Here is a 24,756-nt window from a genome sequence, read left to right on the forward strand (position 1 = left end):
AAAATGGAAACACCAAAGTCACCAAAATGCAACATGTGAATCGGTGTGGATGCAGATGACCCCAAGGTTGAAAAGCGTGATCTTGGGGGGAAGAGGGGCCGGGATGGCGAGTGGGTGGTGAGGCATCAAGAGGCAAAACAGGGAGGAAAGCGACCAGCGCCAGGAAAAACATGAGCGGCTATTTACCCTTTCTGGTCATATTCATTCATGGGCCTATATTCATGACTATTTATGAATAAATCATAAACCCTTTGTTCATTTGACTACTTTTCGGCTATCCCATTGCAGAGTAAGATGCCTCTTCAATAAAAATAAGAATTAGGAGTTCGGGTGTGAAGGCATTAGAGAAAGAAAGGATATCGCCCTATATCAGCCAGTTATACGAGTGCGGTATTAATGATTCTGACATTAAGCTCGTCGTGGACCAATTTCGCGCCGACGTTTCCTGCAGTTCATCCCTGTTTTTATTGCGGGATGATGACAAGAGCGACGGAATAAAGCTTTTTTCCAGCGGTCTGACCGAGGCACAGCAGCAGTTTTACCTGCAACATCATCGCCAGGATGTGTGGTTCAACCATTATCTGGATAAAGGGTGCAAGGGGATCGTCAGCGCCAACAGCATTTCAAGCTCGGTGGGCCTGCTGGCAAGTTTCGGCGCCCAATTCGCCGCCGGCGGCGTCTGCCAGGTCAAAGGGCGTGGGCTGAGCAGCCTGTGCAGTTACCGTGGTGCAGCGCAAGATGATTTCAGCAGTCGCGACCTCACCTCGCTCTCGGAAATCTATTCCGGACTGGCGGCCTGGAGCCACCATTATTGGAACCTGCTGGCCCTGGAAACCCAGAACTATCAGTTGCAACAGCTGGTGAAAAACCATAATAAGCCCAGCGCCATCATAGACGACAAGGGGCATATTCATTATTCCAATGTGGCCTTCAACCGTATCGCCGATGAAAATGTGGAATTGCGGGCCATCAATGGCATTTTCTCTTTGCAGAATAAGGAGCAGCAACGCCAGCTCAAGGAGATCCTCAATGGCTTTGCCTATTTGCTGCCCGGCGCCAGCGCCTATATGTCCATTCCTCGTCAGCCTAACCTGCGCCCGCTGCTGGTCCAATGCACCCTGATGAACGGACTCAGCCGCTTTGAACGCTATGTGGAAGTGGTGCTGCGTGACCCCGAGCACGCCTTCAACCCCGACATCGAAGCGCTGGCCAGCCTCTATCCCCTCACCATCGGCGAGAAGGAGTTGCTGGTGCTGATGAGCAAGGGTTACAGCAGCAACGACATTGCGGAGCTGCGCGGTGTCAAGGTGGAAACCGTGCGCTCCACCCTGAAAGGGGTGTTCAAGAAGACCGACTGCCACAGCCAGAACGAGCTCTTGCTCTTGCTGCAATCCATCTCCTGATCCATGCGGACTATGCTTGGAGTGAGCCGGACATAGTGCCCGGCTCTTGCCTCCCCTCGGGAGGCTCGTTGGGGGAAAGCGTCATGGAATCACTCAAGGCAAAGGACTACATGCAGACCAAGCCCATCACCTTCAGCGCAGAGATGATGGTACAGGCGGCGGTGGAAAAATTTCTCAACAGTCATCAGTTGGGCGGCCCCGTAGTGGACAGCCAGGGACATCTGATTGGCTGGGTCTCCGAGCAGGATTGCATTGCCGTCATGCTCAAGGAGGCCTACCACTGTGAACAGGTGGCCCAGGTCAGGGATGTGATGCGCAAGGAGGTGCTGGCAGTCGGCCCCGACACCAGCATCCTGGATCTGGCGGAGATGATGATGGGTCAAAAGCCCAAGATCTATCCTGTGGTGGAGGAGGGGCGCCTGCTCGGGGTCATCAACCGCCACAATGTGATGCAGGCCATCCACGCCCAGCTTGGCACCTGTTTCGTGCATCAGGCCAGAGTCTGAGCGGTGTTGTCTGGTTGTTTTCAAAGAGCAGGCCCCGGCCTGCTCTTTCCATCCGTGGCGGTCATGACACCACCGGCTTGATGTGCTGGCGCGGCGCTTTAAGGCTTGCACCGCCCAGCCTCGCTCTTTAGGATCTCCCCCAGCTATCGATATGGCCCTTGATGGGCACTCTTTTAAGGAATTCGTACCTTGTCTCTCTCTATCGAGGCGCTGCGCCGCCGTCTTACCGCCTGCATGAATCTCGACGCCCGCCGTCTCTCCAGTCGACTGCACGGGGTCAAGAAGCTGTCGGAAGCCAAGCAGGCTGCCGTGCTCGAGACCATCGCCGCCGATCTGGCGCTGGCCGAATCGCGCTACCAGTCCCGCCTGGCGGGCGTGCCCAGGGTCACCTATCCGGAGAACCTGCCGGTCAGTCAGAAGCAGGCGGAGATCGCCAAAGCGATCAGTGAACATCAGGTGGTGATCATCGCCGGGGAAACCGGTTCGGGCAAAACCACCCAGATCCCCAAGATCTGTCTGGCGCTCGGGCGTGGGGTGAAGGGCTTTATCGGCCACACCCAGCCACGCCGTCTGGCGGCCCGTACCGTGGCGGCCCGTATTGCCGAGGAGATGGAGTCCGAGCTTGGCCACTACGTGGGCTACAAGGTGCGCTTTACCGATCAGGTGAGCGAGCAGACCCACATCAAGCTGATGACCGACGGTATCCTGCTAGCCGAGATCCAGAACGACCGGATGCTCACCCAGTACGACACCATCATCATCGATGAGGCCCACGAGCGCAGCCTCAACATCGACTTCATTCTGGGCTATCTCAAGCAACTGTTGCCCAAGCGCCCGGATCTCAAGGTGATCATCACCTCGGCCACCATTGACCCGCAACGTTTCTCCCGCCATTTCAACAAGGCGCCGGTGATCGAGGTCTCTGGCCGCACCTACCCGGTGGAGGTGCGCTATCGCCCGCTCGTCAGTGATAAAAGCGAAGGGCTGGAGGAGCGCGACGAACTGCAGGGGATCTTCGATGCGGTGGAAGAGCTGGCCCGCGAGGGGCTGGGTGACATCCTCATCTTCATGAACGGCGAGCGGGAGATCCGCGATACCGCCGATGCTCTGCGCAAGCTCAACCTGCGCGATACCGAGGTACTGCCGCTCTACGCCCGCCTCTCCAATGCCGAGCAGAACAAGGTGTTCCAGCAACATGCCGGGCGGCGCATCGTGCTGGCCACCAACGTGGCGGAGACCTCGCTGACGGTGCCGGGCATTCGCTACGTCATCGATCCGGGCACCGCCCGCATCAGCCGCTACTCCTGGCGCACCAAGGTGCAGCGCCTGCCCATCGAGCCGGTCTCCCAGGCCAGCGCCAACCAGCGTAAAGGGCGTTGCGGTCGGGTGGCGGATGGTATCTGTATCCGTCTCTACTCTGAAGAGGATTTCAATAGCCGCCCCGCCTTTACCGACCCCGAGATCCTGCGCACCAATCTGGCCTCGGTCATCCTGCAGATGCTGGCGCTCGGCCTTGGCAATATGGAGGCTTTCCCGTTCGTCGAGCCGCCTGAGTCGCGCCATATCAAGGACGGTCTGACCCTCTTGAAAGAGCTGGAGGCGGTGCGCGAGCTGCCCGCCACCGGCGATCGCGAAGCCAAACTGCAGCTGACAGAGATCGGTCGCCAGCTCTCGCGCATCCCCCTTGATCCGCGTCTGGCCAAGATGGTGATCAGCGCAGCGCAGACCGGCTGTTTGAGCGAGGTGATGGTGATCACCGCCGCCCTCAGCATTCAGGATCCCCGCGAGCGGCCCATGGAGAAGAAGCAGGCCGCCGACGAGCAGCACAGACGTTTTGAAGACAAGGATTCCGACTTCCTCGCCTTCGTCAATTTGTGGAATTACCTGAAAGAACAGCAGGATGCCCTTGGCAGCAACCCGTTTCGCCGCATGTGCCAGAAGGAGTTTCTCTCCTACCTGCGGGTGCGCGAGTGGCAGGACATTCACTTCCAACTGCGCCAGACGGTCAAAGAGCTGGGTTTTAAAGCCAACCAGGAGCCGGCGGATTTCAAGACGGTGCACTGCGCCCTGCTGACCGGCCTCTTGAGCCATATCGGCAACAAGGATCTGGAGAAGCCCGAATTCCTCGGGGCCCGCAACGGCCGTTTCCACCTGTTCCCGGCCTCCGGTCTGTTCAAGAAGCCGCCCAAGTGGGTGATGGCCGCCGAGCTGGTGGAGACCTCGCGCCTCTATGCCCGCATCAACGCCAAGATTGAACCCGAGTGGGTGGAGCCGCTGGCGGGGCACCTCATCAAGCTGCACCACAGCGACCCCCACTGGTCGAAGAAAAATGGTGCCGTGATGGCCAAGGAGAAGGTGACGCTTTATGGCCTGACTCTGGTCAACGAGCGCACCATCAACTTCAGCCGCATCGATCCGGCGCTGTGCCGCGAGCTCTTCATCCGCCGTGCGCTGGTGGAGGGGGATTTCGAGACCCGCCACCGTTTCTTCAGCGATAACCGCAAGCTCCTGGCCGAGGTAGAGGTGCTGGAGCACAAGTCGCGGCGTCGCGACATCCTAGTGGATGACGAGGACTTGTTCCGCTTCTACGATGCTCGCTTGCCGGAGGAGGTGATATCAAGCCGCCACTTCGACAAGTGGTGGAAGGAGGCGCAAAAGCAGGATCCCGAGCTGCTCAACTTCGAAAAAGAGATGTTGATGAAGGGGGATGCCGCCCACATCAGCGATCTCGACTACCCCAACTTCTGGCAGCAGGGGCGTCTCAAGCTCAAGTTGACCTACCAGTTCGAGCCGGGGGAGGCGGCGGACGGCGTGACCCTGCATATTCCGCTGCCGCTCCTGAATCAGGTGGAAGTGAAAGGGTTCGAGTGGCTGATCCCGGGGCTGCGTCACGAGCTCTTGGTGGCCCTCATCAAGTCGATGCCCAAGCCGATGCGCAAGAACTTCGTGCCGGCCCCCAACTACGCCGATGCGCTGCTTGCCAGCATCAATCCCGAACAGGGGCCGCTCTTGGACGAGATGGAGCGCCAACTGCGCCGCATGACCGGCGTGACCGTACCCCGCGAATCCTGGGACTGGGCTGCGGTGCCCGATCACCTGAAACTCACCTTCCGGGTGGTGGACGACAAGCACAAGAAGGTGGCGGAAGGCAAGGACCTGGAGGCATTGAAAGAGTCCCTGCGTGGCAAGGTGCAGGAAACCCTGTCCCAGGTGGCGGACGACGACATCGAGCAGTCCGGCCTCACCCTCTGGAGCTTTGGCGAGTTGCCCCAGGAGTACAGCCAGAAGCGCGGCGGCTTCGAGGTGAAAGCCTATCCGGCCCTGGTGGATCAGAAGGATTCGGTGGCCATCCAGCTGGTGGAGAGTCCGGTGGTGCAACAGCAGCTGATGTGGGCGGGCCAGCGCCGGCTGGTGCTGCTCAACGTGCCGTCCCCCATCAAGTATCTGCAGGAGAAGCTGCCCAACAAGGCCAAGCTGGGCCTCTATTTCAACCCCTTTGGCAAGGTGGCCGAGTTGATTGACGACTGCATCGCCTGCGGCTGCGACAAGCTCATCGAGCAGCACGGCGGCATGGCGTGGGACGAAGCCGGCTTTGAGGCGCTCAAGGAGTATGTCCGCGCCGAGCTCAACGATGCGGTGGTGGAGGTGGCCAAGCAGGTGGAAGCCGTGCTGACCCTCTCCCATGAGATCAAGAAACGGCTCAAGGGCAAGATGCAGCTCGACACCGCCTTTGCCATGTCCGACATCCAGCAGCAGCTCGGCAACCTCATCCACAAGGGCTTTGTCACCGAGACCGGCTGGCAGCGGCTGCCTGACTTGCTGCGCTACCTGCGGGCCATCGAGCGTCGTCTCGAGAAGCTCGCCATCGATCCTAACCGGGATAGGGTCTACATGCTCAAGGTGCACAGCGTGGAGTCGGAGTACAAGGCGCTGCTCGCCAAGATCCCCAAATCCCAGCTTATTCCCACCGAGGTGGCCAATATTCGCTGGATGATCGAGGAGCTGCGAGTCTCCTTCTTCGCCCAGCAACTGGGGACGCCATACCCCATCTCGGATAAACGGGTGCAGAGCGCCATTGCCCAGTGCTAAGCTGCTATCTATCTGTTTTCTGAGCCATAGTGTGAAAGCAACGGGACGCCAAAGGGAAGGGAGGCCGTCATATGCTGGGGATCTGGTTGGGGGTGGCACTGGTCAACATCAGCGGGTATCAACCCATTGCGGAACAAACCTGGGTGCAGCTCAACCCGGAGTACTATCCGGTGCAGCGCCCCGTGCCGCCCATTTTTGCGGCCTGGCGGGGCAATCAGTTTCCCCCTCTTGAACAGAGAAAGAAGAACGGCCGCTGGCAGATCCTCTTTCCTGCCCGGCTGGTGCCCCCCTTCGATCTGTTCGAAGGGGAGGCCCAGCTCTCCAAGGCGTACCTGGCCAGGCTAAAGCGCATTGATGAGATGGCCTATGGCATGGCGCCCCACCAATCAGTACAGCAAGCCGCCTCCTCGGCCCCCTCGTTCGAAGTCCCGGGCGCTGTCGCCTTTGTCGCCGAGTTCTCCCTGCCCCGGGAGAGGAAGGCGCGGATGCCCCTGGGGGAGCCCTTGCTCGCACGGCTTGGGGGGCAGGTCCCCACCCAGGCCTTGGCAAGACAGGGAGATGCACAGCCCATGGCCACCGCATATTCTGCCCCTGAGCAGGCGACCTTGACTCTTTCCGCCACGGCGGCAGGGGAGGCATCGCGGGTTTGTCACCAGGTGGCGGCGGGAGAGACCCTGTGGCGTATCGCAAGCCAGCTTCAGTCAAAGGAGGCCGGCGGTTCGGATACTTACAGCTACCTGCTGGCGCTGGTACAGGAAAATCGTGACAGGATGGTCAAAGGGATCCGGGTGCAGGCCGGGCTGCGCCTCTATTGCCCCACAGCGCAGACCCTGGCGCAATTCGATGCCCTGAGCCCGGCCCAGCGACAGCAGCAGTTTGCCCGTCTGGAGCAGGGGCGCTAGGGGATGGCGAGAGGCGTGGTGGAGTGCCTCTTGGCCAAAGAGGAGTGACGCGGGTTCTTTCCTTGTATCCCCTCCGGGCCCGTGCTAGTATTCGCGCTCGTTTTGCGAGGTGTTGACCGGTCGCAGTCAACACCATACATTCATCTTAAAAGAGATAATCACTATGTCTTTCGTATTCCAAGCTGAAGTCCGTTCTGACCTGGGGAAAGGTGCGAGCCGCCGCCTGCGTCATGCTGACCTGGTTCCTGCCATCGTTTACGGTGCAGGCAAAGAAGCCGTGTCCGTTACCCTGGACCACAAAAAGCTGATCCTGGCCCAAGAGAAGCCGGAGTTCTACTCCTCCGAGCTGACCCTGGTCATCAACGGTGAAGAAGTCAAAGTGAACGTGAAGGCTATCCAGCGTCACCCGGTTCGCTACAAGCTGGTTCACCTGGATTTCGTTCGCGTCTAATCGACAACGAACTTTCCTGTGAAGAGGCCACCCAATCGGGTGGCCTCTTTGTTTTTACAGCATTTTTTCCGGGAAAATAAAATACTCAAACAGCACTATTGGTCTTTACTTGTAGGCATGATTGACAGCAGGACACGTGTTGTGGTGCTCTGATGTCCAAAAGGTACTCGGACAAGTCCATTTTTCGGGGCGATGTTGACCGTTATGAAAGGAATCGTACGGACATATATCCTGCTGTTTTCACCTATTCTGCTGCTGGTCCTGGCAGGTGGTTATCTGCTGGGCAATGCACTGATCGAGCGCGAGCTCTATCGCGTTCGCAGCGATGAAAGCACCTTCCTGGCGCTCGCCAGCGGCCGCCTTGACGGCGAGCTGGCGGTGCCACTGCGCCATGTGCGCAGCATGTCGGAAGAACCCATCCTGCTCGAAGCGGCGGCTCGCAATGACCGTGAGACCCTGGCCGTCCAGTTCACCATCCTGATGAACCGCAATCCCGACTATGCCCAGGTGCGTTGGCTTGCCCCGGATGGCATGGAGCTAGTGCGCATCGATCGTCAGGGCCCGCGTCTGTGGCGGGTGGCGGACGACCAGTTGCAGAACAAGGGGGATCGTTACTACTTTCGTGATGCCATGGCGCTGCCCTGGGAGCGGGTCTACGTCTCGCCGCTCGATCTCAACGTTGAACACGGGGTGATCGATCGCCCCTTCAACCCCATGATCCGCATTGCCAAGCGTCTGCGCCTTGGGGGGCGTGATCTTGGTTTGCTGCTTATCAACGTCCAGGCCGCCCGTATGCTCAAGGAGTTTGCCGACAGCAGCGGCAAGGCAGCCGATCACACCATGCTGTTCAACCAGGATGGATACTGGCTGCGCAGCCCGGACCCATCCCGGGAGTGGGGCTTCATGCTCGAGCGCCCGGATCTCACCCTGAAGCACACTTCCCCCCAGGCCTGGCAGGCGTTCTGGGACGCATCAAACGGCCAGATGGAGTCTGCCGACGGGCTCTGGAGCTGGACCACCCTGTACCCGGCACAGAATCATGATCAGCTGATCTGGAAAGCCGCGTCCCTGGTGCCGCACAGCGAGCTGCAGGCCATTCGCACCCACATCTGGGGGATCATATTGGCCGCCAGCGCCGTGCTGCTGCTGTTGTTTGGTACCGGTGTGGCTGCACTGGTGCGCAGCAGGCACAAGGAGCAACTGGCCCAGCAGGAAGCGGCCAGGTTGGCACAGGTCAAAGGTGATTTCATCGCCAATATGAGCCACGAGATCCGCACCCCCATGAACGCCATCATGGGGCTGACCTACCTGCTCGAACAGGGAGGGCTCGACGATAGTCAGCATGCCCTGGTGCGCAAAATCCACCAGGCCGGGCAGGCGCTGCTCGGGATCATCAACGACATCCTTGATTTCTCCAAGATTGAGTCGGGTCGGCTCGAGCTTGAGCGGGTGCCATTCAGTCTCGAAGAGGTGCTCGATCACGTGGCGGCCATCATGTCCACCTGCGTTGGCCAGAAGCACCTCGAACTGGTGGTGAGCAGTGCCCCCGAGCCGGTTTCCCATCTGATTGGGGACGCCCTGCGCCTCGAGCAGGTGTTGCTCAACCTGACCGGCAATGCCATCAAGTTTACCGAACGCGGCGAGGTGGAGGTCAAGGTCGTGCTGGAATCAGAGCAAGACGGCATGGCCACCTTGCTGTTTCGGGTGCGCGACACCGGGATCGGCATTCCCCCCGAGCAGCAGGCCAACATTTTCAATGCCTTCTCCCAGGCAGACTCCTCCACCAGCCGCCGCTTCGGGGGGACCGGGCTTGGTCTGACCATCAGTCGCCGCCTGGTGAACCTGATGGGTGGGGACATCGGCGTCACCAGCGAGCTTGGCAAGGGGAGCGAATTCTGGTTCCGCGTCCGGCTGGAGCAGGTAGAGCGGCCCGAGGCCTTGAACGAGCGTCTGCAGCACATCTCGCTGCTCATCGCCGACGACAATCAGGTGACCCGCGACGCCCTGTCGATGACGGTGGGTTCCCTCGGATGGCAGTCGCGGGTGGTGGAGTCCGGTGAGCAGGCGCTGCATCATCTGCTGCGCCAGGGGGAGCGTTTCGACGTGATCCTGCTCGACTGGATCATGCCGGGCATGGACGGGCTCGAGACCTGCCTGGCCATTCGCCGCGCCTTCGAGCAGCAGGAGCGTTCACCCATCATCATCATGGCGACCGCCTATTCCCAGGATGAACTGATGCACCGCCCCGGCTCGGATCAGGTGGATCTGGTACTGCACAAACCGGTCACCGGATCCAGTCTTTACAATGCGGTGGCGCGTCTCATCCACGAGAAGCGCGAGCATGTGGAGCCCCTTGAGAGTGGCCAGCGCCGTCTGCGCCTGCCGGGCGTGCACATACTGCTGGTGGATGACAGCGACATCAACCTGGAGGTGGCGACCCGCTTGCTGCAACGGGAGGGGGCCGAGGTGATCACCGCCATCGACGGGGAGCGAGCCCTGGCCTGCCTGGCAGATCCGGCCCGGCGCATCGATCTGGTGCTCATGGATGTGCAGATGCCGGTGATGGATGGCTACGAGGCGACCCGTCGCCTGCGCCTGCTGCCGGGGCGGGAGGAGACTCCCGTGCTGGCTCTCACCGCAGGGGTATTCAAGGATCAGCGGGAGGCGGCATTGGCCTCTGGCATGAACGACTTCATCGCCAAGCCGCTCGATGTGGAGCAGCTCATCGCGACCTTGCTGCGTTATCTGCCGGACGTTGTCCTGCCGCTCACCGTGAACGACGAACTACTCCCCCACGAGCCGGTGGCCGGCATCGATATCGATACCGGACTGCGCAACTGGGGTGAAGCCTCGGTCTATCTTAAATACCTGCGGCGTTTTCGCGATGACTACATGACGGTCGGTACCGTGTTGCCGGGTTACATCGCCCAGCATGAGACCGATGCGGCCGCGAGCCTGACCCACAAGCTCAAGGGGGTGGCGGGCAGCCTGTCGCTCACCGATGTGGCGCGTATCAGTGCCGAGTTGAACGAGGCCATCGAGCAGGGTGGCGACACCAGCCAGCTTATCGCGCCCTTCCTCGAGGCCCTGGAGCGGGCGCAACACTCCATTGATACCTATGCCGGGCGCGAGCCGGGCGCAGTCAGCTCCCCGCTGGCCCAAGGGGAAGCGCGGGAGGTCTGCCTGCACGCCCTGCATCAGGCCCTGGTGAGCGAGGATCTGGATCTGATTGAGCCGGCGCTGAGCCAGGCAAGGAGTCACTTGCCTTGCGAGCTGGTGAGCGAAATAAGTGCAGCCCTGGAGCTGTTCGATATCCCGTTCGCCACCCGCAAGCTGGAGGAATATCTGGAGGATCGGGAGGAACCTGCGCCATGAGTCGACCGCGCGTGCTGATCATCGACGACGAGCCGAGCAACCTCGGGTTGCTGCGGCAAATCCTCAAGGAGGAGTACAACCTCTTCTTTGCCAAAGGGGGAGAGGAGGGGTTGGCCGCCGTGGGGCGTCACGAGCCGGCACTTATCCTGCTGGACGTGCGCATGCCCGACATGGATGGTTACGAGGTGTGCCGTCGGCTCAAGGCCGATCCGGCTCATGCCGGGATCCCGGTGCTCTTTATCACCGCGAGCGACAACGCAGACAGCGAGAGCCAGGGGTTCGAGGCGGGCGGAGTGGATTATATCTACAAGCCGGTCTGTCCGAGCACGGTGCGTGCCCGGGTGCGCAATCATCTCTCCCTGGTGCGCCTCGAGCAGCTCGAGTGCAGCTATCGCACTGCCATCGTCATGCTGAGCGAGGCGGGCCACTACAACGACACCGACACCGGGGTGCATATCTGGCGCATGGCCGCATACGCCCGGGCCCTGGCTGATGCGGCTGGCTGGAGCCCGGAGCAGTCGGATCTGCTGGAGCTGGCGGCCCCCATGCACGACATGGGCAAGATTGGTATCCCCGATCACATCCTCAAGAAGCCCGGCCCCCTCACCGAGGAGGAGTGGGTCATCATGCGAAGTCACCCGCGCATCGGTTACGAGATCTTGAGGCGATCCGATGCCCCCATTTTTCGCATGGCGGCGGAGATTGCCCTGCACCACCACGAGAAATGGGACGGCTCCGGCTATCCCGCCGGCGAGACCGGCGAGGGGATCCCCGAGGCGTCGCGGATCGTGGCCATCGCCGACGTCTTTGACGCCCTGAGCGTGCGTCGTCCCTACAAGGAGCCCTGGCCCCTGGACCGGGTGCTGGCTACCATGCGCGATGGCTCCGGCCAGCACTTCGATCCCCGGCTGCTCTCCCGTTTTCTCGAGATCATGCCGGAGATCTTGCGCCTCAAGGCGCAATGGGATGCCCGCGAGGAGCGGGGGGATTACCAGATGGGCTGGGTCAGATAGGGATTGCTGGCCCGTTCGTGACCAAAGGTGGAGCTCGGGCCATGGCCCGGAATAAAGACGATCTCATCCCCGAGCGGCAGCAGGGTCTCGGTGATCGATTTGATCAGCGTCCCGTGATCCCCGCGCGGGAAATCGGTGCGGCCTATGCTGCCGGCAAAGAGCACATCCCCCACCCAGGCGAGGCGTTCTGCCTGGCAGAGCAGCACGATGTGGCCCGGAGTGTGGCCCGGGCAGAAATAGACCTCCAGCTCGCATTTGCCAACCTGTACCTTGTCACCCTGTTCGAGCCAGCTATCCGGTGTAAAGGCCGGAGTATGGGCAAAGCCGAACATCTGGCTCTGCTGGGGCAGGATATCGAGCCAGAAGGCATCCTCCTTGTGGGGGCCGGTAATGGCGATACCGGTTCTCTCGCGCAGCTCGGCGGCAGCGCCCACGTGATCCAGATGGCCGTGGGTTAGCAGAATATGGGTCAGGGTCAGCCCCCGTTTGGCTATGGCGGCCAGCAGCTTGTCCGCCTCGCCGCCGGGATCGACGAGGGCAGCCTGGCGGGTCTCGTCACACCAGATAAGCGAACAATTCTGGGCGAACTGGGTGACCGGGATCACCTCGAACTTCAACATGTGGGACTCTCCTGAGGGGTCTGAAGGGGGGAACGTTCGGCGAAGAAGGCGAGGCAGGCCTCCTTGTCACCACGAAACAGGATCCGCTCGCGCTTGTTGTCCAGCTGATAGCGGTACATGGGGTCATAGTAGCGAGTCAGCAGCAGTCTGATCCAGACCAGATGGGCGCGGGTGTCCCCGCTCTGGGCCTGTTCCCTGAGGGCGGCCTGCAACAGCCCATCGAGTTCGCGATAATCCTTGTCACCGAGTCGGCGCTTGAGCCTGGCCATGGCGTCGGTGAGGTAGCCGGCAAAGAGGGGCCAGCCTGCATCTGGCCCATGGAACTCCAGATAGCGCAGCCAGAGATCCTGCACGTAATCGGTGCGGATCTGCTCGGCCCGTGCCTCCTGCGGCACCTCCACCACCACCAGAGGAGCCCGGCACATGGCCTCATAGAGGTTGAGTGGCAGGGCGCAGCGACCGATGAGACGGCTCTCGTCTTCCAGGACAAACTGTGACTCTCCCCGGTTGCGACGCTGAAGCAGCTCGATGGCAAGCCGATTTTCGAAGTCGATGTTGCCGGGTTGCCCACCCGGCAGTTGGCCAAACGACGACCCCCTGTGACGGGCGTGCCCTTCCAGATCCACCGCCTGGGTGATGTGCGCCAGCATGTGGGTCTTGCCGGAGCCGGTCATGCCGGTCAGCACGGTCCAGTCGCACTCTGCACTGGCCTTCGCCTGGGTGTCGATGAGAAAGTGGCGCAGCGCCTTGTAGCCGCCCGCGACCCGGGGGCGGGTGACGCCGGCCTCGGCCAGCCACTGTTGTACGGTTTGCGAGCGCAGGCCACCGCGAAAACAGTAGAGCAGGGCGTCGGGTTGCTGGCGCAACCTGGCCAGCCAGCCTTCCATGCGCGCGGCGCGCACCGCGCCACCTACCAGTTGATGGCCCAGGGTGATGGCTGCGGCCTGTCCCTCCTGCTTGTAACAGGTACCGACCCGGGCGCGCTCCTCGTCAGTCATCAGCGGCAGGCTGACGGCGGTGGGAAAGGCCCCTTCCTTGAACTCGACGGGGGCACGCAGATCGATGAGTGGAACCTCATCCAAAAAGATCCGGGCGTAATCCGTGGCCAGTGGCAGGGCACTCATTGGACAACCTCGATGAACTGGTTGCCGGTGCGGGCCTGCAACTGGCCGATGGGAGAGAGGGTCAGCCCTGCCTGTGCGGCAATGGCAAGGAGCTCGGCTTCACTTTCTTTACCGACGGCTACCAGCAGGCCGCCGCTGGTCTGCGGGTCGCACAGGATGTTGCGGGTGCGATCATCCATGGCGCCCAGCTTGTCACCATAGGAGTCGAAGTTGCGCAGGGTACCGCCCGGTACGCAGCCCTCACTCAGGTAGTAATCCACCTCGTCCAGCAGCGGCAGCGCCTTGAAGTCCAGACGGGCACTGACGCCGGAACCTTCGCACATCTCCAGCAGGTGGCCTGCCAGCCCAAAACCGGTCACGTCGGTCATGGCGTGCACGCCGGGCAGGGCCGCAAACTGCTGACCAATCTTGTTGAGGGTGCACATGGCATCCGGGGCCAGTTGCTCATGCTCGGGCTTGAGCTTGCCCTTCTTCTGGGCTGTGGTGAGGATGCCGATGCCAAGGGGCTTGGTCAGATAGAGGGTGTCGCCCACCTGGGCGGTGTCATTCTGCTTGATGGCGTCGAGTGGCACGATACCGGTCACCGCGAGGCCGAAGATGGGCTCGGGGGCGTCGATGCTATGACCGCCTGCCAGAGAAATGCCCGCCTCGTGACACACCTGGCGACCCCCGTCGATCACCTGCTGGGCCACTTCAGGTGCGAGTATGTTGACGGGCCAGCCGAGGATGGCGATGGCGACGATGGGTTTGCCGCCCATGGCGTAGATGTCGCTGATGGCGTTGGTGGCGGCGATGCGACCGAAGGTGAAGGGATCGTCGACGATGGGCATGAAGAAGTCGGTGGTGGAGACGATGCCCTGGCCGTTGCCGATGTCGACCACGGCGGCGTCATCTTTGCTGCTGTTGCCGACCACCAGGGTGGGGTCGTCAAAGCCCGGGATCTGGCTCTTCAAGATGGTGTCGAGCACCTTGGGGGAGATTTTGCAACCGCAGCCAGCGCCGTGGCTGTATTGGGTCAGACGAATGGAAGACATGCTTTCCCCTTGTGTGGGCAGACTTGTGTGTGCCAATAACTGCTGCGGCGCCGTCAAATGTGCGCGCAAAAATAGGGTGGCCCTGGCGGCCTGTGAACACAGTGATGTCAGGCTGCCTGGCAGGACGGGAGGAGGGCAAGGATGCGCCGGCGAAGCCCCGCCGAGGACCACAGGACGGGCCATTATGCCACAGACGGCCCTCTTGATTCGAACTGGAATTCACACAAAGCGCAGGGGATTGTCGGGTTCAAAAAGAGCCGTACTCTTCGCCTTGCTCAGGCTAGTCCCACTTTGAGCCGCCCCGACGGCGTGTCTGTCTTGCATCGGGGCAGCATGTGGCGACGGAAACTAGCCAGCTTGCTCCATCACTGGTTGGGGAGCCTTGCCTAGCCGGCGCAGTCGCCGTTGCAGCGGCCGCTCCAGCAGGGTGTAGCTCAGCGCCGAGAGCCCGATCAGCACGGCGAGCATCAACAGGGTGGCCAGCACCCCCAGCAAGGGGTTGGTCTGGGCGTACCACCACGCGGTGAGTCCCGGCGCCAGAGAGTGGACAAGCTCGCAGCCGGTGAGCAACACCAGGGCGTGGAGCAGGTAGATGGAGTAGGAGAGATCCCCCAGCCAGTTGGTGAAGCGGTTGTCCAGGAGGCGCAGCAGCGGGCTCTGGCGATCACCCTGGGCAGCAGCAATCCAGATCAGCAACACGTAGGCGCTGATCAGTTGCAGGGTCAACAACGGCGTCATGGTGAACTGCATCAGTGCGAAGGGGAGCAGAAAGGCGAGCAGCAGCGGCAGATCTTGCTGCATCATGGGCCACTGGCGGGCAGCCTTCACCTTGGGCAGCAGCCAGAGGCCGAGCACGAATTCACTCACCCCGCGCCCGATGGCCAGCGCGCCGCTGGTGACATCCAGGGTCCCCCGGCTGTGCACGATATAGGCCAGCACCGTCAAGGCCAGCAAGGGGGCGAGGTTGCTCCAGCGGCTGCGGGTGACGGCGAGCGGAATGAGCAGCGGAAACAGCAGATAGCTAATCCACTCCACGCTGAGCGACCAGGCGGCGAAGTTCCAGGTCAATCCGTGATCGGTCACCACCTGCAGCAGCAGGAAGGCGCTTGGCAGCGCCTCGGCCGGGGTAAAGGGTGAGCCGAACGGAGGCATTCCTTCCCACTCCCACATCTTGAACAGGGGGCCGGCGTAGAAGCCAATCCCGTGGTGGGCCTTGTAGAGCTCCCAGCCCACCAGCAGCAGCAGGGTCACCAGGTAGAGGGGATACACCCGGGTGAGCCGCAGCCAGAGGAAGCGGCCATAACCAATGGGGGAAAGCCTCCCCGTAGACATGGGCCAGCACCAGCCCGCTCAAGATAAAGAAGAGATCGACCCAGAGGTAGCCGTTCTCGATGAGTTGGGTGTGGCCGGCGATCGACTCCATCCACTGGGGGAAGAGCAGCAAGCGGGCGTGGAACAGCACCACCATCAGGGCAGCGATGCCCCGCAGCGGCGTCAACAGCGGCAATGATTGATTCATGACGGGATCCTTGATGATGTTCAGCTTGGCCTGACATCAATTTTTGTTGTGGTGCCGCTCATCAACCCTGATGAGTCGGCTGCCCCGGCTTGGCGGCCACAGGCGGGATCACCCTACCTAAAAGAGAGTCATACGAGTGTGATTGCCGTCATGAATGGGCGTTTATCATCCCAAAACCAGCATGGGATAGGGACGCATCGAAAATAGAGAGGGGATCTAGACTAGGGAAGTCATCCCTCTGAGCGTCAGGAACATCCCCATGAAACTCTATGTCCATCCGTTCTCATCCTACAGCCAGAAAGTGCTGATCGCTCTCTACGAGAATGCCACCCCGTTCGAATACCGGAATCTCGAAGAGCCAGCGGCCAGCGCCGAACTTGCCGCCCTCTGGCCACTCAAGCGCTTCCCGGTGTTGCTGGATGATGGTCGCTGCATCCTCGAGAGCAGCACCATCGTCGCCCATCTGCAGGCGCACCATCCGGGTCCCGTCAGCCTGATCCCGCCCGGCGATGCGGGTCTGGAGGTGCATATGCTGGATCGCGTCTTCGACAACTATGTGATGACGCCGATGCAAAAAGTGGTGCTGGATGCGCTGCGCCCGGCCGCTGATCGCGACCGCTATGGTGTAGCGGAGGCCCGTGAGATGCTCAATCAGATCTACCCCTGGCTTGATCAGCGACTAGAAGGACGTCACTGGATTGCCGGCGCAGACTTCACCCTGGCCGATTGCGCCGCCGTCCCCTCGCTCTTCTACGCCGACTGGGCCCACGAGATCCCGGCTGGCTATGGCCACCTGCGTGCCTATCGCGCCCGTCTGCTCAATCATCCCTCCATCGTGCGGGTGGTGGAGGAGGCGAGGCCATTTCGTCACTACTTCCCGCTGGGCGCGCCAGCGCGTGATTGAGCGGGATGACTTGTGGTGGGCGAGTATTGTCGCCCCAGGCAATGTGCGAGGCGGACAGGGGCATGGCGTGATCCATTGCAGGGGAAAACAGCAATATTCATTCAAATGAGTGGGTATGCGTTTATGGCTGATATTTCCCCGAGGATTTTTTAATGTTGATGCGTAATATTTCATGCTTTTGCATAAAGCAAATGCCGGGCATGTTTCTGCTGGTGGGTTGTGTAGTGAAAGAGAGATGAGAATCGGGTTAACGATGCGGCAACTCTTGATTGAGGATGGCAGTCGTCAGTCGAAGAGGAGGGATGGGGGCAGCAATCGCTGTTGGTGGCAAAGTCGGGGGGAGGTTGTCTCTTTGGCGGCCGCATAAAAAAAGCCCGCTACGATCGCGGGCTTTTTGATGACTAGCAGAACCCAGTCCTGGCCCGGATCTGGAACCGGGGACAAGGGGGGCAGCGCTGGTCTGCTCTGCTTAGCGGGCGCGCACCACCAGCCCCTTGAGGTAGAAGCCTTCCGGATAGGCGGTGCCGATGGGGTGATCAGAGGCCTGGGAAAGCAGCTCCAGGATCTGGGCATCGCGACCGGCATCGAGGGCCGCATCGGCGACGATTTTCTGGAACAGGCTCTGCTCCATCAGGCCGGAGCAGGAGTAGGTCAAGAGCACGCCACCCGGCGCCAGCAGCTGGAACGCCAGCATGTTGATGTCCTTGTAGCCGCGGCAGGCGCCCAGCAGCTGGGCCTTGCTCTCGGCAAACTTGGGCGGATCCAGCACGATGACATCGAACTTCTCGCCCTTTTCGCGATATTCGCGCAAGAGCTTGAAGACGTCGTGACGCACGAACTGGGTGTTGCTGGTATCGAGACCGTTCAGTTCGGCGTTCTGGCGGGCGATGTCCAGCGCATTCTGGGAGAGATCGACGTTGACTACCTCCTTGGCACCGCCCTGGAGGGCATAGACCCCGAAACCGCCGGTGTAGCAGAAGCAGTTGAGCACCCGCTTGCCTTCAGTGTATTTCGCTGCGGCAAGGCGGTTGTCCCGCTGATCCAGATAGAAACCCGTCTTGTGACCGTTACGAATATCGACCAGGATCTTGACGCCGCCATTCTCCTCGATCACCACGGGGTCGGTCGGGGTCTCGCCATGGATGACGCCGGTGCGCTCCTTCAGCCCTTCCTTCTTGCGCACGGCCACGTCGGAGCGCTCATAGATGCTGCACTCGGGGTAGAGGGTACGCAGGGCTTGCGTGATCAGCTCGCGCTGGAACTCGGCACCGGCGGAGAGGATCTGGCACACCAGGAAGTCGGCGTAGCGGTCGATGGTGAGGCCCGGCAGACCGTCGGATTCGGCGGCGCAGAGGCGATAGCCGGTGAGGCCCTGACGCTTGATGAGCCCGTCACGGGACTCCTGCGCATATTTGAGGCGACGGATGAAGAAGTCGAGATCGACGCTCTCATCCTTGTCGAAGGTCCAGACCCGGGCACGGATCTGTGAGCTGCCGGACCAGGCGCCACGGGCGAGCCATTTGCCGTCATGGGTGAAGATCTCGACGGTATCGCCGTCAACGGGGTTGCCCTGCACCCGCTCAATGCCCTTGGAGAAGATCCAGGGGTGGCGACGCAGCAGGGATTTTTCGCGGCCTTTGACGAGATAGATGGAAGCGCTCATGGGTAGTTGCCGATGGTAGAAAAGAAGGGGGCATATAGTAGGGGCTGTGAGGGTAGGCACGCAAGCCGCGTCTACCGGGATCCGTGCATCCTCACGCGGTCAGGGTCGAACGGGCTGTTTCGCGCGTCCCCAGCGCCTGGCCCAGACATGGCAGGCCATCTGGACGATGGCCTGCCGGAGGGGGTCAGATCCGCAGGCCGGTGAGCGCCTGACCGAGTTCATTGGCGGTTCCCTTGAGGCCGGTGGTGCCGGCGACCGCCGCGCTGGCGGACTCCTCCACCCGGCTTGCCTCGTGGCGCACCTTGTCGAGGTTGCGGGTGATCTCCTCTGCCACCGAACTCTGCTCTTCGCTGGAGGTGGCGATCTGGGTGCTCATCTCCAGCACCGCATCGCTGTGGTTGCTGAGCCGCTCGATGTCCATGCCCACTTCGGTGATGAGCTGCTGGCTGTCGGCCGCGCGCCCCACCGTCTTCTCCATGATGTCGTTCAGCGCCCCGGTCCCTGCTTGGAGCTCCTCGATCATCTGCTGGATCTCCACCGTGGCCTGCTGGGTGCGGCTGGCGAGGGTGCGCACCTCGTCGGCCACCACCGCAAAGCCGCGTCCCTGCTCTCCGGCCCGGGCGGCCTCGATGGCGGCGTTGAGGGCCAGCAGGTTGGTTTGCTGGGAGATGGCGTTGATGACGTTGACCACTTCGTTGATGCGATTGGCGTTGTGAGTCAGCCGCTCGACCGCGCCCGAGGCATTGCCAATCTCGTCCGCCAGGGTGCGGATGGCGGTAATGGTACGTGCCACCCGCTGTGCCCCGTGAGTCGCCTCGTCGCTGGACTGGCGGGTTTGCAGCAGGGTGTCGTTGGCGTTGCGGGCCACTTCCCGGATGGCGGCGGACATCTGCTCCATGGCGGCGGCCAGGGAGTCCATGTGCTGTCGCTGGGCGCGGGCAAGCTGCTCGCCGTCGCTGGCATGCTCGCGAAATTCGTCTGCGGCCAGGGTAAGGGCATCGGCGGACTCTTCCACCAGTTGCACTATCTTGTGCTGGCGGTCGGTGAAGGTGTCGATGCTGCCCGCCAGAATGGAAAACTCGTCCCGTACCGGGAAGAAGTTGAGCCGGAAGGTGAGATCGCCGTTCGCCACCGTCTGCAACGCCTTGTTGGTGGAGTAGAGGGCCCCCGAGACAAAGGTCATCAGATAGTGGGTGATGAGGGCCAGCAGGGCGGCCAGCACCGCGATGATGGTCAGGGTAGTGCCCTGGCCATCCCAGAGGGCGTAGTGACTCGTATCCAGGGTGCCGGAGACGACGCCCGCCTGACCTGCGCTGGCACCATAGCGATAGATGTCTCCCTGCTGGCTAAGGCCGGTGGCGGCGCCAGGCGTCAGCACGAGATCCGCGGGCAGGGTAAGGGTCGGCTGCTGGCTCACCAGCTGGGCCGTGGTCTCGACCCGCCCTTTTAGCTGATCCACTCTGAGCTGCATCGCCTGATCATGGCTGTCGGCCAGCAGATACCAGGTGAGGAAGGCGATGAACACAAGGGGGCACCAGAAGGTGATGAGAAATTTCTCGCTGATCGTGAGGTGAATGAGATAACGGTCAACCCACCGAAACTTTACTTCTTTCATAATGGTATTGCGTCCTGCAAGGGGAAGAGAGTGTCGCGCTCATTATCGCCCCGGGGAAAAATTACTTAAGGGAAAGGTGTGATAAATGGGAGAGCAATCGTTTGTCGTGCGGGTGTGGGGTCAGGTTCAGGGGGTGGGGTTTCGCTACTTCACCCGGGAGCGGGCGCTGCAACTGGGGCTGCGGGGGCATGCCTACAACCTGGAAGATGGCTCGGTGGAGATCCTGATTGCCGGTCCCGAACAGAAGGTACAGATGATGCTGGGCTGGCTTGAGCACGGGCCCCGAACCGCCACCGTCACCCGAATGGAGTGCACCCAGGCGTTGCCACCCACCGGAACCGGTTTTCATACCAACTAGCCGGGAGGGTTCATGGGGGAGAGCGGGATTGCGCAGGCCAACCGGCTCGTTGGGCAATATCGGGGGGCGACCCTGGCACTGCGCCAGCACAAGGGGATGGAAGAGGTGCATGCCTACCGGATAGCGGCCCGCCGCCTGCTGGCGCTGCTCGCCCTGTGGCGACCCCTCATTCATGAGCCCGAGCTGGAGCGGCGATTGACCCGTGCCGTCGGCACGCTCTCCGCCCTGCGCGATGCCCAGGTCTATGCGCAGCATCATGGTGGCTCGCTTCGGCAGAACCGCTTGCCACGGGTCCCCCTGTTGACCGGCCCGCTGGCCCGTTGGCTGGCCCGACTGGAAGAGATACCCGTCGGTGTCGATCTCTTGCCGCTGTTTCAGCTGCATCTGGCGCTGTCACTGTCGGATGCACTGGCGAAGACCACCTCCCTTCCTGTGGGCATCAGGGCGAAACTTCGGTGCTGGCACCGGCTGCGTCTGGTGCTGAAACAGGCGCGCTACGGGATGGAGCTGCTGACGGCACAGGGGGGAGGGGATCCGGCCTGGTTGTCCATGCTGGTGAGCTGGCAGGAGCGGCTTGGGCAATTGCAGGACAGGCGCCAATGGCTCAGACGCCTTGGGGGCGAAACGGGGCGGGGCCAGCAACGGCGAGCCCTGAAAACAGAGATACGCTGCCAACTACTGCAACTGGATTGCCATCAGGCGGAGCTGGTCGGCCTTCGCATGGCATTGCTGCAGAGCGGGCAGTAAGCACCCCACAAGATAAAAAAAGAGAGGCCATTGGCCTCTCTTTTCATTGGGACTGTCCGGGAAGGGGCGTATTACTTCACGCGCATGCCCGGCTGGGCACCTTCCTGGGGCTCGAGGATCCAGAGATCCTTGCCGCCCGGACCTGCCGCCAGCACCATACCTTCGGACATGCCAAAGCGCATCTTGCGCGGGGCCAGGTTGGCCACCATCACGGTCAGCTTGCCTTCCAGATCTTCCGGGTTGTAGGCGGACTTGATACCGGCAAAGACCTGACGGGTTTCGCCGCCGATATCCAGCTGCAACTTCAGCAGCTTCTCGGCTTCCGGCACCGCTTCGGCTTTCTTGATCAGCGCCACCCGCAGGTCAATCTTGGCAAAGTCGTCGTAGGTGATGGTCTCGCTGATGGGATCGTCCACCAGGGGGCCTGCCGGCTTCTTGCTCTGCTCCTTGGCGAGATCTTCCTTGGACGCTTCCACCATGGCATCCACCTTGGCGGACTCGATGCGGGAGAAGAGTGCCTTGAAGGGGGCGACGCCGTGGTCGACCAGAGGGGCGGCGATGCCGTCCCAGGTCAGGGTCTCGCCAAGGAAGGCTTCGGCGCGCTCGGCCAGTTGCGGCATGACGGGCTTCAAGTAGGCCATCAGCACGCGGAACAGGTTGATGCCGACGGAGCAGACGGCTTGCAGTTCGGCATCCGCCCCTTCCTGCTTGGCGATGACCCAGGGAGCCTTGTCGTCCACATAGCGGTTGGCCTTGTCGGCCAGGGCCATGATCTCGCGGATGGCGCGGCTGAATTCGCGCGCTTCATAGGCTTCGGCGATGCTGGCGCTGGCGTTGGCAAACTCGGCGTAGAGTACGGGCTCGGCGCAGGTGGCGGCCAGCTTGCCGTCAAAACGCTTGGCGATAAAGCCGGCGTTGCGAGAGGCCAGGTTGACCAGCTTGTTGACCACGTCGGCGTTGACGCGGGAGACGAAGTCTTCGAGGTTCAAGTCCAGATCGTCGATGCGGCTGTTGAGCTTGGCGGCGTAGTAGTAACGCAGGCACTCCGGATCCAGGTGCTTGAGATAGGTGGACGCCTTGATGAAGGTGCCCTTGGACTTGGACATCTTGGCGCCGTTGACGGTCACATAGCCGTGCACGTTGACCTTGGTCGGCTTGCGGAAGTTCGCGCCTTCCAGCATGGCCGGCCAGAACAGGCAGTGGAAGTAGGCGATGTCCTTGCCGATGAAGTGATAGAGCTCGGCGTCGGAGTCCGCTTTCCAGTAGCTGTCGAAGTCGATGTCGCCGCGCTTGTTGCACAGGTTCTTGAACGACGCCATGTAGCCGATGGGGGCGTCCAGCCAGACATAGAAGTACTTGCCGGGGGCGCCGGGAATTTCGAAGCCGAAGTAGGGTGCGTCACGGGTGATGTCCCACTGCTGCAGGCCGCTTTCGAACCACTCTTGCATCTTGTTGGCCATCTCTTCCTGGATGGCGCCGGAGCCGCGTACCCAGTCGGAGAGCCAGGCTTCGAACTGGGGCAGGTCGAAGAAGTAGTGTTCTGAGTCCTTCATCACCGGGGTCGCACCGGAGACGGCGGATTTCGGATCAATCAGCTCGGTCGGGCTGTAGGTGGCGCCGCAAGCGTCGCAGTTGTCACCGTACTGATCGGGGGACTTGCACTTGGGACAGGTGCCCTTGACGAAGCGATCCGGCAGGAACATGGATTTTTCCGGATCGAACAGTTGGGAGATGGTGCGGATCTTGATTTTGCCGGACTCTTTGAGGCGGCCATAGATCACGCCCGCCAGCTCGCGGTTCTCGTCGCTGTGGGTGGAGTGGTAGTTGTCGAAGCTGATGTTGAAACCGGCAAAATCCCCCTGGTGCTCCTGGGAGACGGCGGCAATCATCTCTTCCGGCGAGATCCCCATCTGCTGAGCCTTGAGCATGATGGGCGTACCGTGGGCATCGTCGGCACAGACGAAATGCACCTGATGGCCACGCATTCGCTGATAACGAACCCAGATATCGGCCTGGATGTGTTCCAGCATGTGGCCGAGATGGATGGAGCCGTTGGCATAGGGGAGGGCGCAGGTTACCAGCATTCTACGAGGATCAGTTGCCATAATACGTTCTTTATGTGCCTGTTGGGATGATACAGTGCCGTGCATGTTACCCGAATTGGGGGCGGCCTGCCTAGGGTTGTGGCCCCCGGTGCCCTGACTGGCGGCATCACGATGACGTCGGCAAGCCACTGATTTATGTGCGGTAACCGTTCACCTCAGCATAACGACAACATAATGGGGAGTTAATGGTGATTGATTCAGTAAAACAGATCCTGGCCGAATTTAAGCCGGCAGGATGGGGCAAGGATCTGGTCGCGGCCGGTTTTGTGCGTACCGTCGAGCGGCACGAACAGACCCTGGCCATCACGCTGGTGCTGCCCTTTGCCGGCCAGTCCCTGTTTGAACAGATCAAAGAGGAGTTCGATGCCCGGCTGCGCAGCGCAACCGGCGCGACCCGCATCGACTGGACGGGGGAGATAGACGTGGCCAGCATGCCCCGCGCGCAGCAACTGGCGGCGGTGCAGGGGATCCGCAATATCCTGGTGGTTGCCTCCGGCAAGGGAGGGGTGGGCAAGTCCACTACCGCGGTCAACCTGGCGCTGGCGCTGCAAAAAGAGGGGGCGCGGGTCGCCCTGCTGGATGCGGACATCTATGGCCCCTCCATCCCGACCATGACGGGGACCCTCAAGGAGCGCCCTGTCAGCTTTGATGGCAAGTTGATGGAGCCGGTGATGGCCTGCGGCATCAAGAGCAACAGCATCGGTTATCTGGTGGCTGAGCAGGATGCCACCATCTGGCGCGGTCCCATGGCGAGCAAGGCACTCGGGCAGATCCTGCACGAGACCCGCTGGGGCGAGGTGGACTACCTGGTGGTGGACATGCCCCCGGGCACCGGCGATATCCAGCTGACGCTGGCCCAGCAGGTGCCCACCACGGCGGCGGTGATCGTTACGACGCCCCAGGATGTGGCGCTGGCAGATGCCCGCAAGGGGATTGCCATGTTCAACAAGGTCAATGTGCCTGTGCTTGGCATCGTCGAGAACATGAGTTACCACGTCTGCAGCGCCTGCGGGCATCACGAGCCGTTGTTCGGTACCGGCGGTGGCCAGAAGATGGCGGAGCAGTATCACGTGGCGCTGCTTGGTCAGTTGCCGCTGCATATTGACATTCGCCAGCACATGGATGACGGCTGCCCCACCGTGTTCGGTGCGCCGGATGGCGAGCTGTCACAGACTTACCTGAAACTGGCTCGCCGGGTAGGGGCCGAGCTCTATTTCAGCGCAAAACCGATTGCGACCCCGCTCTACACGGTGGCGCTGGACGAATAATCGGCGTTCGGCCAAGGGGGACGGATTTGGGGTGGGCATGGCCACCCCTTTTTCATATAA

Annotated in this window: 17 protein-coding genes and 1 pseudogene; 11 read left to right on the top strand and 7 right to left on the bottom strand. The window is 61.5% G+C overall.

Going from position 1 to position 24,756, the window contains the following annotated elements; all coding sequences use genetic code 11:
- Nucleotides 1-332: 332 nt before the first annotated feature.
- The 7 genes from H7R73_RS11760 (at nucleotide 333) to H7R73_RS11790 (ending at nucleotide 11,739) form a co-directional block, all read left to right on the top strand.
- Nucleotides 333-1,403, top strand: coding sequence for a helix-turn-helix transcriptional regulator (locus tag H7R73_RS11760; RefSeq protein WP_103260111.1), 1,071 nt, complete (start codon nucleotides 333-335; stop codon nucleotides 1,401-1,403).
- Between the two features lie 83 nt (nucleotides 1,404-1,486).
- Nucleotides 1,487-1,909, top strand: coding sequence for a CBS domain-containing protein (locus H7R73_RS11765; protein ID WP_010674714.1), 423 nt, complete (start codon nucleotides 1,487-1,489; stop codon nucleotides 1,907-1,909).
- A 189-nt stretch (nucleotides 1,910-2,098) separates the two neighbouring features.
- Nucleotides 2,099-5,998 (top strand): ATP-dependent RNA helicase HrpA, encoded by a 3,900-nt coding sequence (hrpA, locus tag H7R73_RS11770; protein WP_103260112.1) that lies wholly within the window; start codon nucleotides 2,099-2,101, stop codon nucleotides 5,996-5,998.
- A gap of 71 nt (nucleotides 5,999-6,069) precedes the next feature.
- Entirely contained in the window at nucleotides 6,070-6,900 is an 831-nt protein-coding gene (locus H7R73_RS11775) for a hypothetical protein (protein WP_103260113.1), read from the top strand.
- 163 nt (nucleotides 6,901-7,063) lie between these two features.
- The gene (rplY, locus tag H7R73_RS11780; protein WP_010674717.1) at nucleotides 7,064-7,351 is read left to right on the top strand and encodes a 50S ribosomal protein L25; all 288 of its coding nucleotides are present in this window, start codon (nucleotides 7,064-7,066) and stop codon (nucleotides 7,349-7,351) included.
- A 204-nt stretch (nucleotides 7,352-7,555) separates the two neighbouring features.
- The gene (locus H7R73_RS11785; protein ID WP_182951129.1) at nucleotides 7,556-10,726 is read left to right on the top strand and encodes a hybrid sensor histidine kinase/response regulator; all 3,171 of its coding nucleotides are present in this window, start codon (nucleotides 7,556-7,558) and stop codon (nucleotides 10,724-10,726) included.
- Nucleotides 10,723-11,739: a response regulator gene (locus H7R73_RS11790; RefSeq protein WP_103260115.1), complete on the top strand. Its 1,017-nt coding sequence runs from the start codon at nucleotides 10,723-10,725 to the stop codon at nucleotides 11,737-11,739. The genes H7R73_RS11785 and H7R73_RS11790 overlap by 4 nt, the downstream gene beginning before the upstream one ends.
- Here the strand turns inward: H7R73_RS11790 and H7R73_RS11795 are convergent.
- From H7R73_RS11795 to H7R73_RS11810, 4 genes and pseudogenes are all read right to left on the bottom strand, one after another.
- Nucleotides 11,715-12,359, bottom strand: a complete 645-nt coding sequence (locus tag H7R73_RS11795) for an MBL fold metallo-hydrolase (RefSeq protein WP_041215178.1) — start codon at nucleotides 12,357-12,359, stop codon at nucleotides 11,715-11,717. The genes H7R73_RS11790 and H7R73_RS11795 overlap by 25 nt on opposite strands.
- Complete coding sequence (mnmH, locus tag H7R73_RS11800) at nucleotides 12,353-13,483, bottom strand: tRNA 2-selenouridine(34) synthase MnmH (RefSeq protein ID WP_103254890.1); 1,131 nt, start codon at nucleotides 13,481-13,483, stop codon at nucleotides 12,353-12,355. The genes H7R73_RS11795 and mnmH overlap by 7 nt, the downstream gene beginning before the upstream one ends.
- Nucleotides 13,480-14,517: a selenide, water dikinase SelD gene (selD, locus tag H7R73_RS11805; RefSeq protein WP_103260116.1), complete on the bottom strand. Its 1,038-nt coding sequence runs from the start codon at nucleotides 14,515-14,517 to the stop codon at nucleotides 13,480-13,482. The genes mnmH and selD overlap by 4 nt, the downstream gene beginning before the upstream one ends.
- 348 nt (nucleotides 14,518-14,865) lie before the next feature.
- Nucleotides 14,866-16,036: pseudogene (locus H7R73_RS11810) on the bottom strand (acyltransferase family protein).
- Nucleotides 16,037-16,295: 259 nt separating this feature from the next.
- On the opposite strand from H7R73_RS11810, the gene H7R73_RS11815 reads away from it, so the two are divergent.
- Entirely contained in the window at nucleotides 16,296-16,940 is a 645-nt protein-coding gene (locus H7R73_RS11815) for a glutathione S-transferase family protein (protein WP_103260117.1), read from the top strand.
- Between the two features lie 469 nt (nucleotides 16,941-17,409).
- Here the strand turns inward: H7R73_RS11815 and H7R73_RS11820 are convergent, their stop codons facing one another.
- Nucleotides 17,410-18,603: a class I SAM-dependent methyltransferase gene (locus H7R73_RS11820; RefSeq protein ID WP_039039155.1), complete on the bottom strand. Its 1,194-nt coding sequence runs from the start codon at nucleotides 18,601-18,603 to the stop codon at nucleotides 17,410-17,412.
- 184 nt (nucleotides 18,604-18,787) lie between these two features.
- Entirely contained in the window at nucleotides 18,788-20,218 is a 1,431-nt protein-coding gene (locus H7R73_RS11825; protein WP_103260118.1) for a methyl-accepting chemotaxis protein, read from the bottom strand.
- 85 nt (nucleotides 20,219-20,303) lie between these two features.
- Between H7R73_RS11825 and H7R73_RS11830 the strand changes: the two genes are divergently transcribed.
- Nucleotides 20,304-20,576: an acylphosphatase gene (locus H7R73_RS11830; protein WP_010674727.1), complete on the top strand. Its 273-nt coding sequence runs from the start codon at nucleotides 20,304-20,306 to the stop codon at nucleotides 20,574-20,576.
- Between the two features lie 12 nt (nucleotides 20,577-20,588).
- Nucleotides 20,589-21,323: a CHAD domain-containing protein gene (locus H7R73_RS11835; protein ID WP_103260119.1), complete on the top strand. Its 735-nt coding sequence runs from the start codon at nucleotides 20,589-20,591 to the stop codon at nucleotides 21,321-21,323.
- A 71-nt stretch (nucleotides 21,324-21,394) separates the two neighbouring features.
- Here the strand turns inward: H7R73_RS11835 and metG are convergent, their stop codons facing one another.
- Nucleotides 21,395-23,428: a methionine--tRNA ligase gene (gene metG / locus H7R73_RS11840; RefSeq protein ID WP_103260120.1), complete on the bottom strand. Its 2,034-nt coding sequence runs from the start codon at nucleotides 23,426-23,428 to the stop codon at nucleotides 21,395-21,397.
- A gap of 185 nt (nucleotides 23,429-23,613) precedes the next feature.
- On the opposite strand from metG, the gene apbC reads away from it, so the two are divergent.
- On the top strand, nucleotides 23,614-24,696 hold the full coding sequence (gene apbC, locus H7R73_RS11845; RefSeq protein WP_010674730.1) for an iron-sulfur cluster carrier protein ApbC: 1,083 nt from the start codon (nucleotides 23,614-23,616) through the stop codon (nucleotides 24,694-24,696).
- The last annotated feature ends 60 nt before the right edge of the window (nucleotides 24,697-24,756 follow it).

It is taken from the genome of Aeromonas sp. WP2-W18-CRE-05, assembly GCF_014168615.1.
In the GTDB taxonomy this organism is placed as follows: domain Bacteria; phylum Pseudomonadota; class Gammaproteobacteria; order Enterobacterales; family Aeromonadaceae; genus Aeromonas; species Aeromonas caviae.

Coding starts and splice junctions, on each gene's coding strand:
- H7R73_RS11765 (WP_010674714.1), top strand. CDS start 1,487: ATGGAATCACTCAAGGCAAAGGACTACATGCAGACCAAGCCCATCACC.
- H7R73_RS11785 (WP_182951129.1), top strand. CDS start 7,556: ATGAAAGGAATCGTACGGACATATATCCTGCTGTTTTCACCTATTCTG.
- mnmH (WP_103254890.1), bottom strand. CDS start 13,483: ATGAGTGCCCTGCCACTGGCCACGGATTACGCCCGGATCTTTTTGGAT.
- H7R73_RS11790 (WP_103260115.1), top strand. CDS start 10,723: ATGAGTCGACCGCGCGTGCTGATCATCGACGACGAGCCGAGCAACCTC.
- metG (WP_103260120.1), bottom strand. CDS start 23,428: ATGGCAACTGATCCTCGTAGAATGCTGGTAACCTGCGCCCTCCCCTAT.
- H7R73_RS11835 (WP_103260119.1), top strand. CDS start 20,589: ATGGGGGAGAGCGGGATTGCGCAGGCCAACCGGCTCGTTGGGCAATAT.
- H7R73_RS11820 (WP_039039155.1), bottom strand. CDS start 18,603: ATGAGCGCTTCCATCTATCTCGTCAAAGGCCGCGAAAAATCCCTGCTG.
- selD (WP_103260116.1), bottom strand. CDS start 14,517: ATGTCTTCCATTCGTCTGACCCAATACAGCCACGGCGCTGGCTGCGGT.
- H7R73_RS11795 (WP_041215178.1), bottom strand. CDS start 12,359: ATGTTGAAGTTCGAGGTGATCCCGGTCACCCAGTTCGCCCAGAATTGT.
- H7R73_RS11825 (WP_103260118.1), bottom strand. CDS start 20,218: ATGAAAGAAGTAAAGTTTCGGTGGGTTGACCGTTATCTCATTCACCTC.
- rplY (WP_010674717.1), top strand. CDS start 7,064: ATGTCTTTCGTATTCCAAGCTGAAGTCCGTTCTGACCTGGGGAAAGGT.
- H7R73_RS11815 (WP_103260117.1), top strand. CDS start 16,296: ATGAAACTCTATGTCCATCCGTTCTCATCCTACAGCCAGAAAGTGCTG.
- H7R73_RS11775 (WP_103260113.1), top strand. CDS start 6,070: ATGCTGGGGATCTGGTTGGGGGTGGCACTGGTCAACATCAGCGGGTAT.
- H7R73_RS11830 (WP_010674727.1), top strand. CDS start 20,304: ATGGGAGAGCAATCGTTTGTCGTGCGGGTGTGGGGTCAGGTTCAGGGG.
- apbC (WP_010674730.1), top strand. CDS start 23,614: ATGGTGATTGATTCAGTAAAACAGATCCTGGCCGAATTTAAGCCGGCA.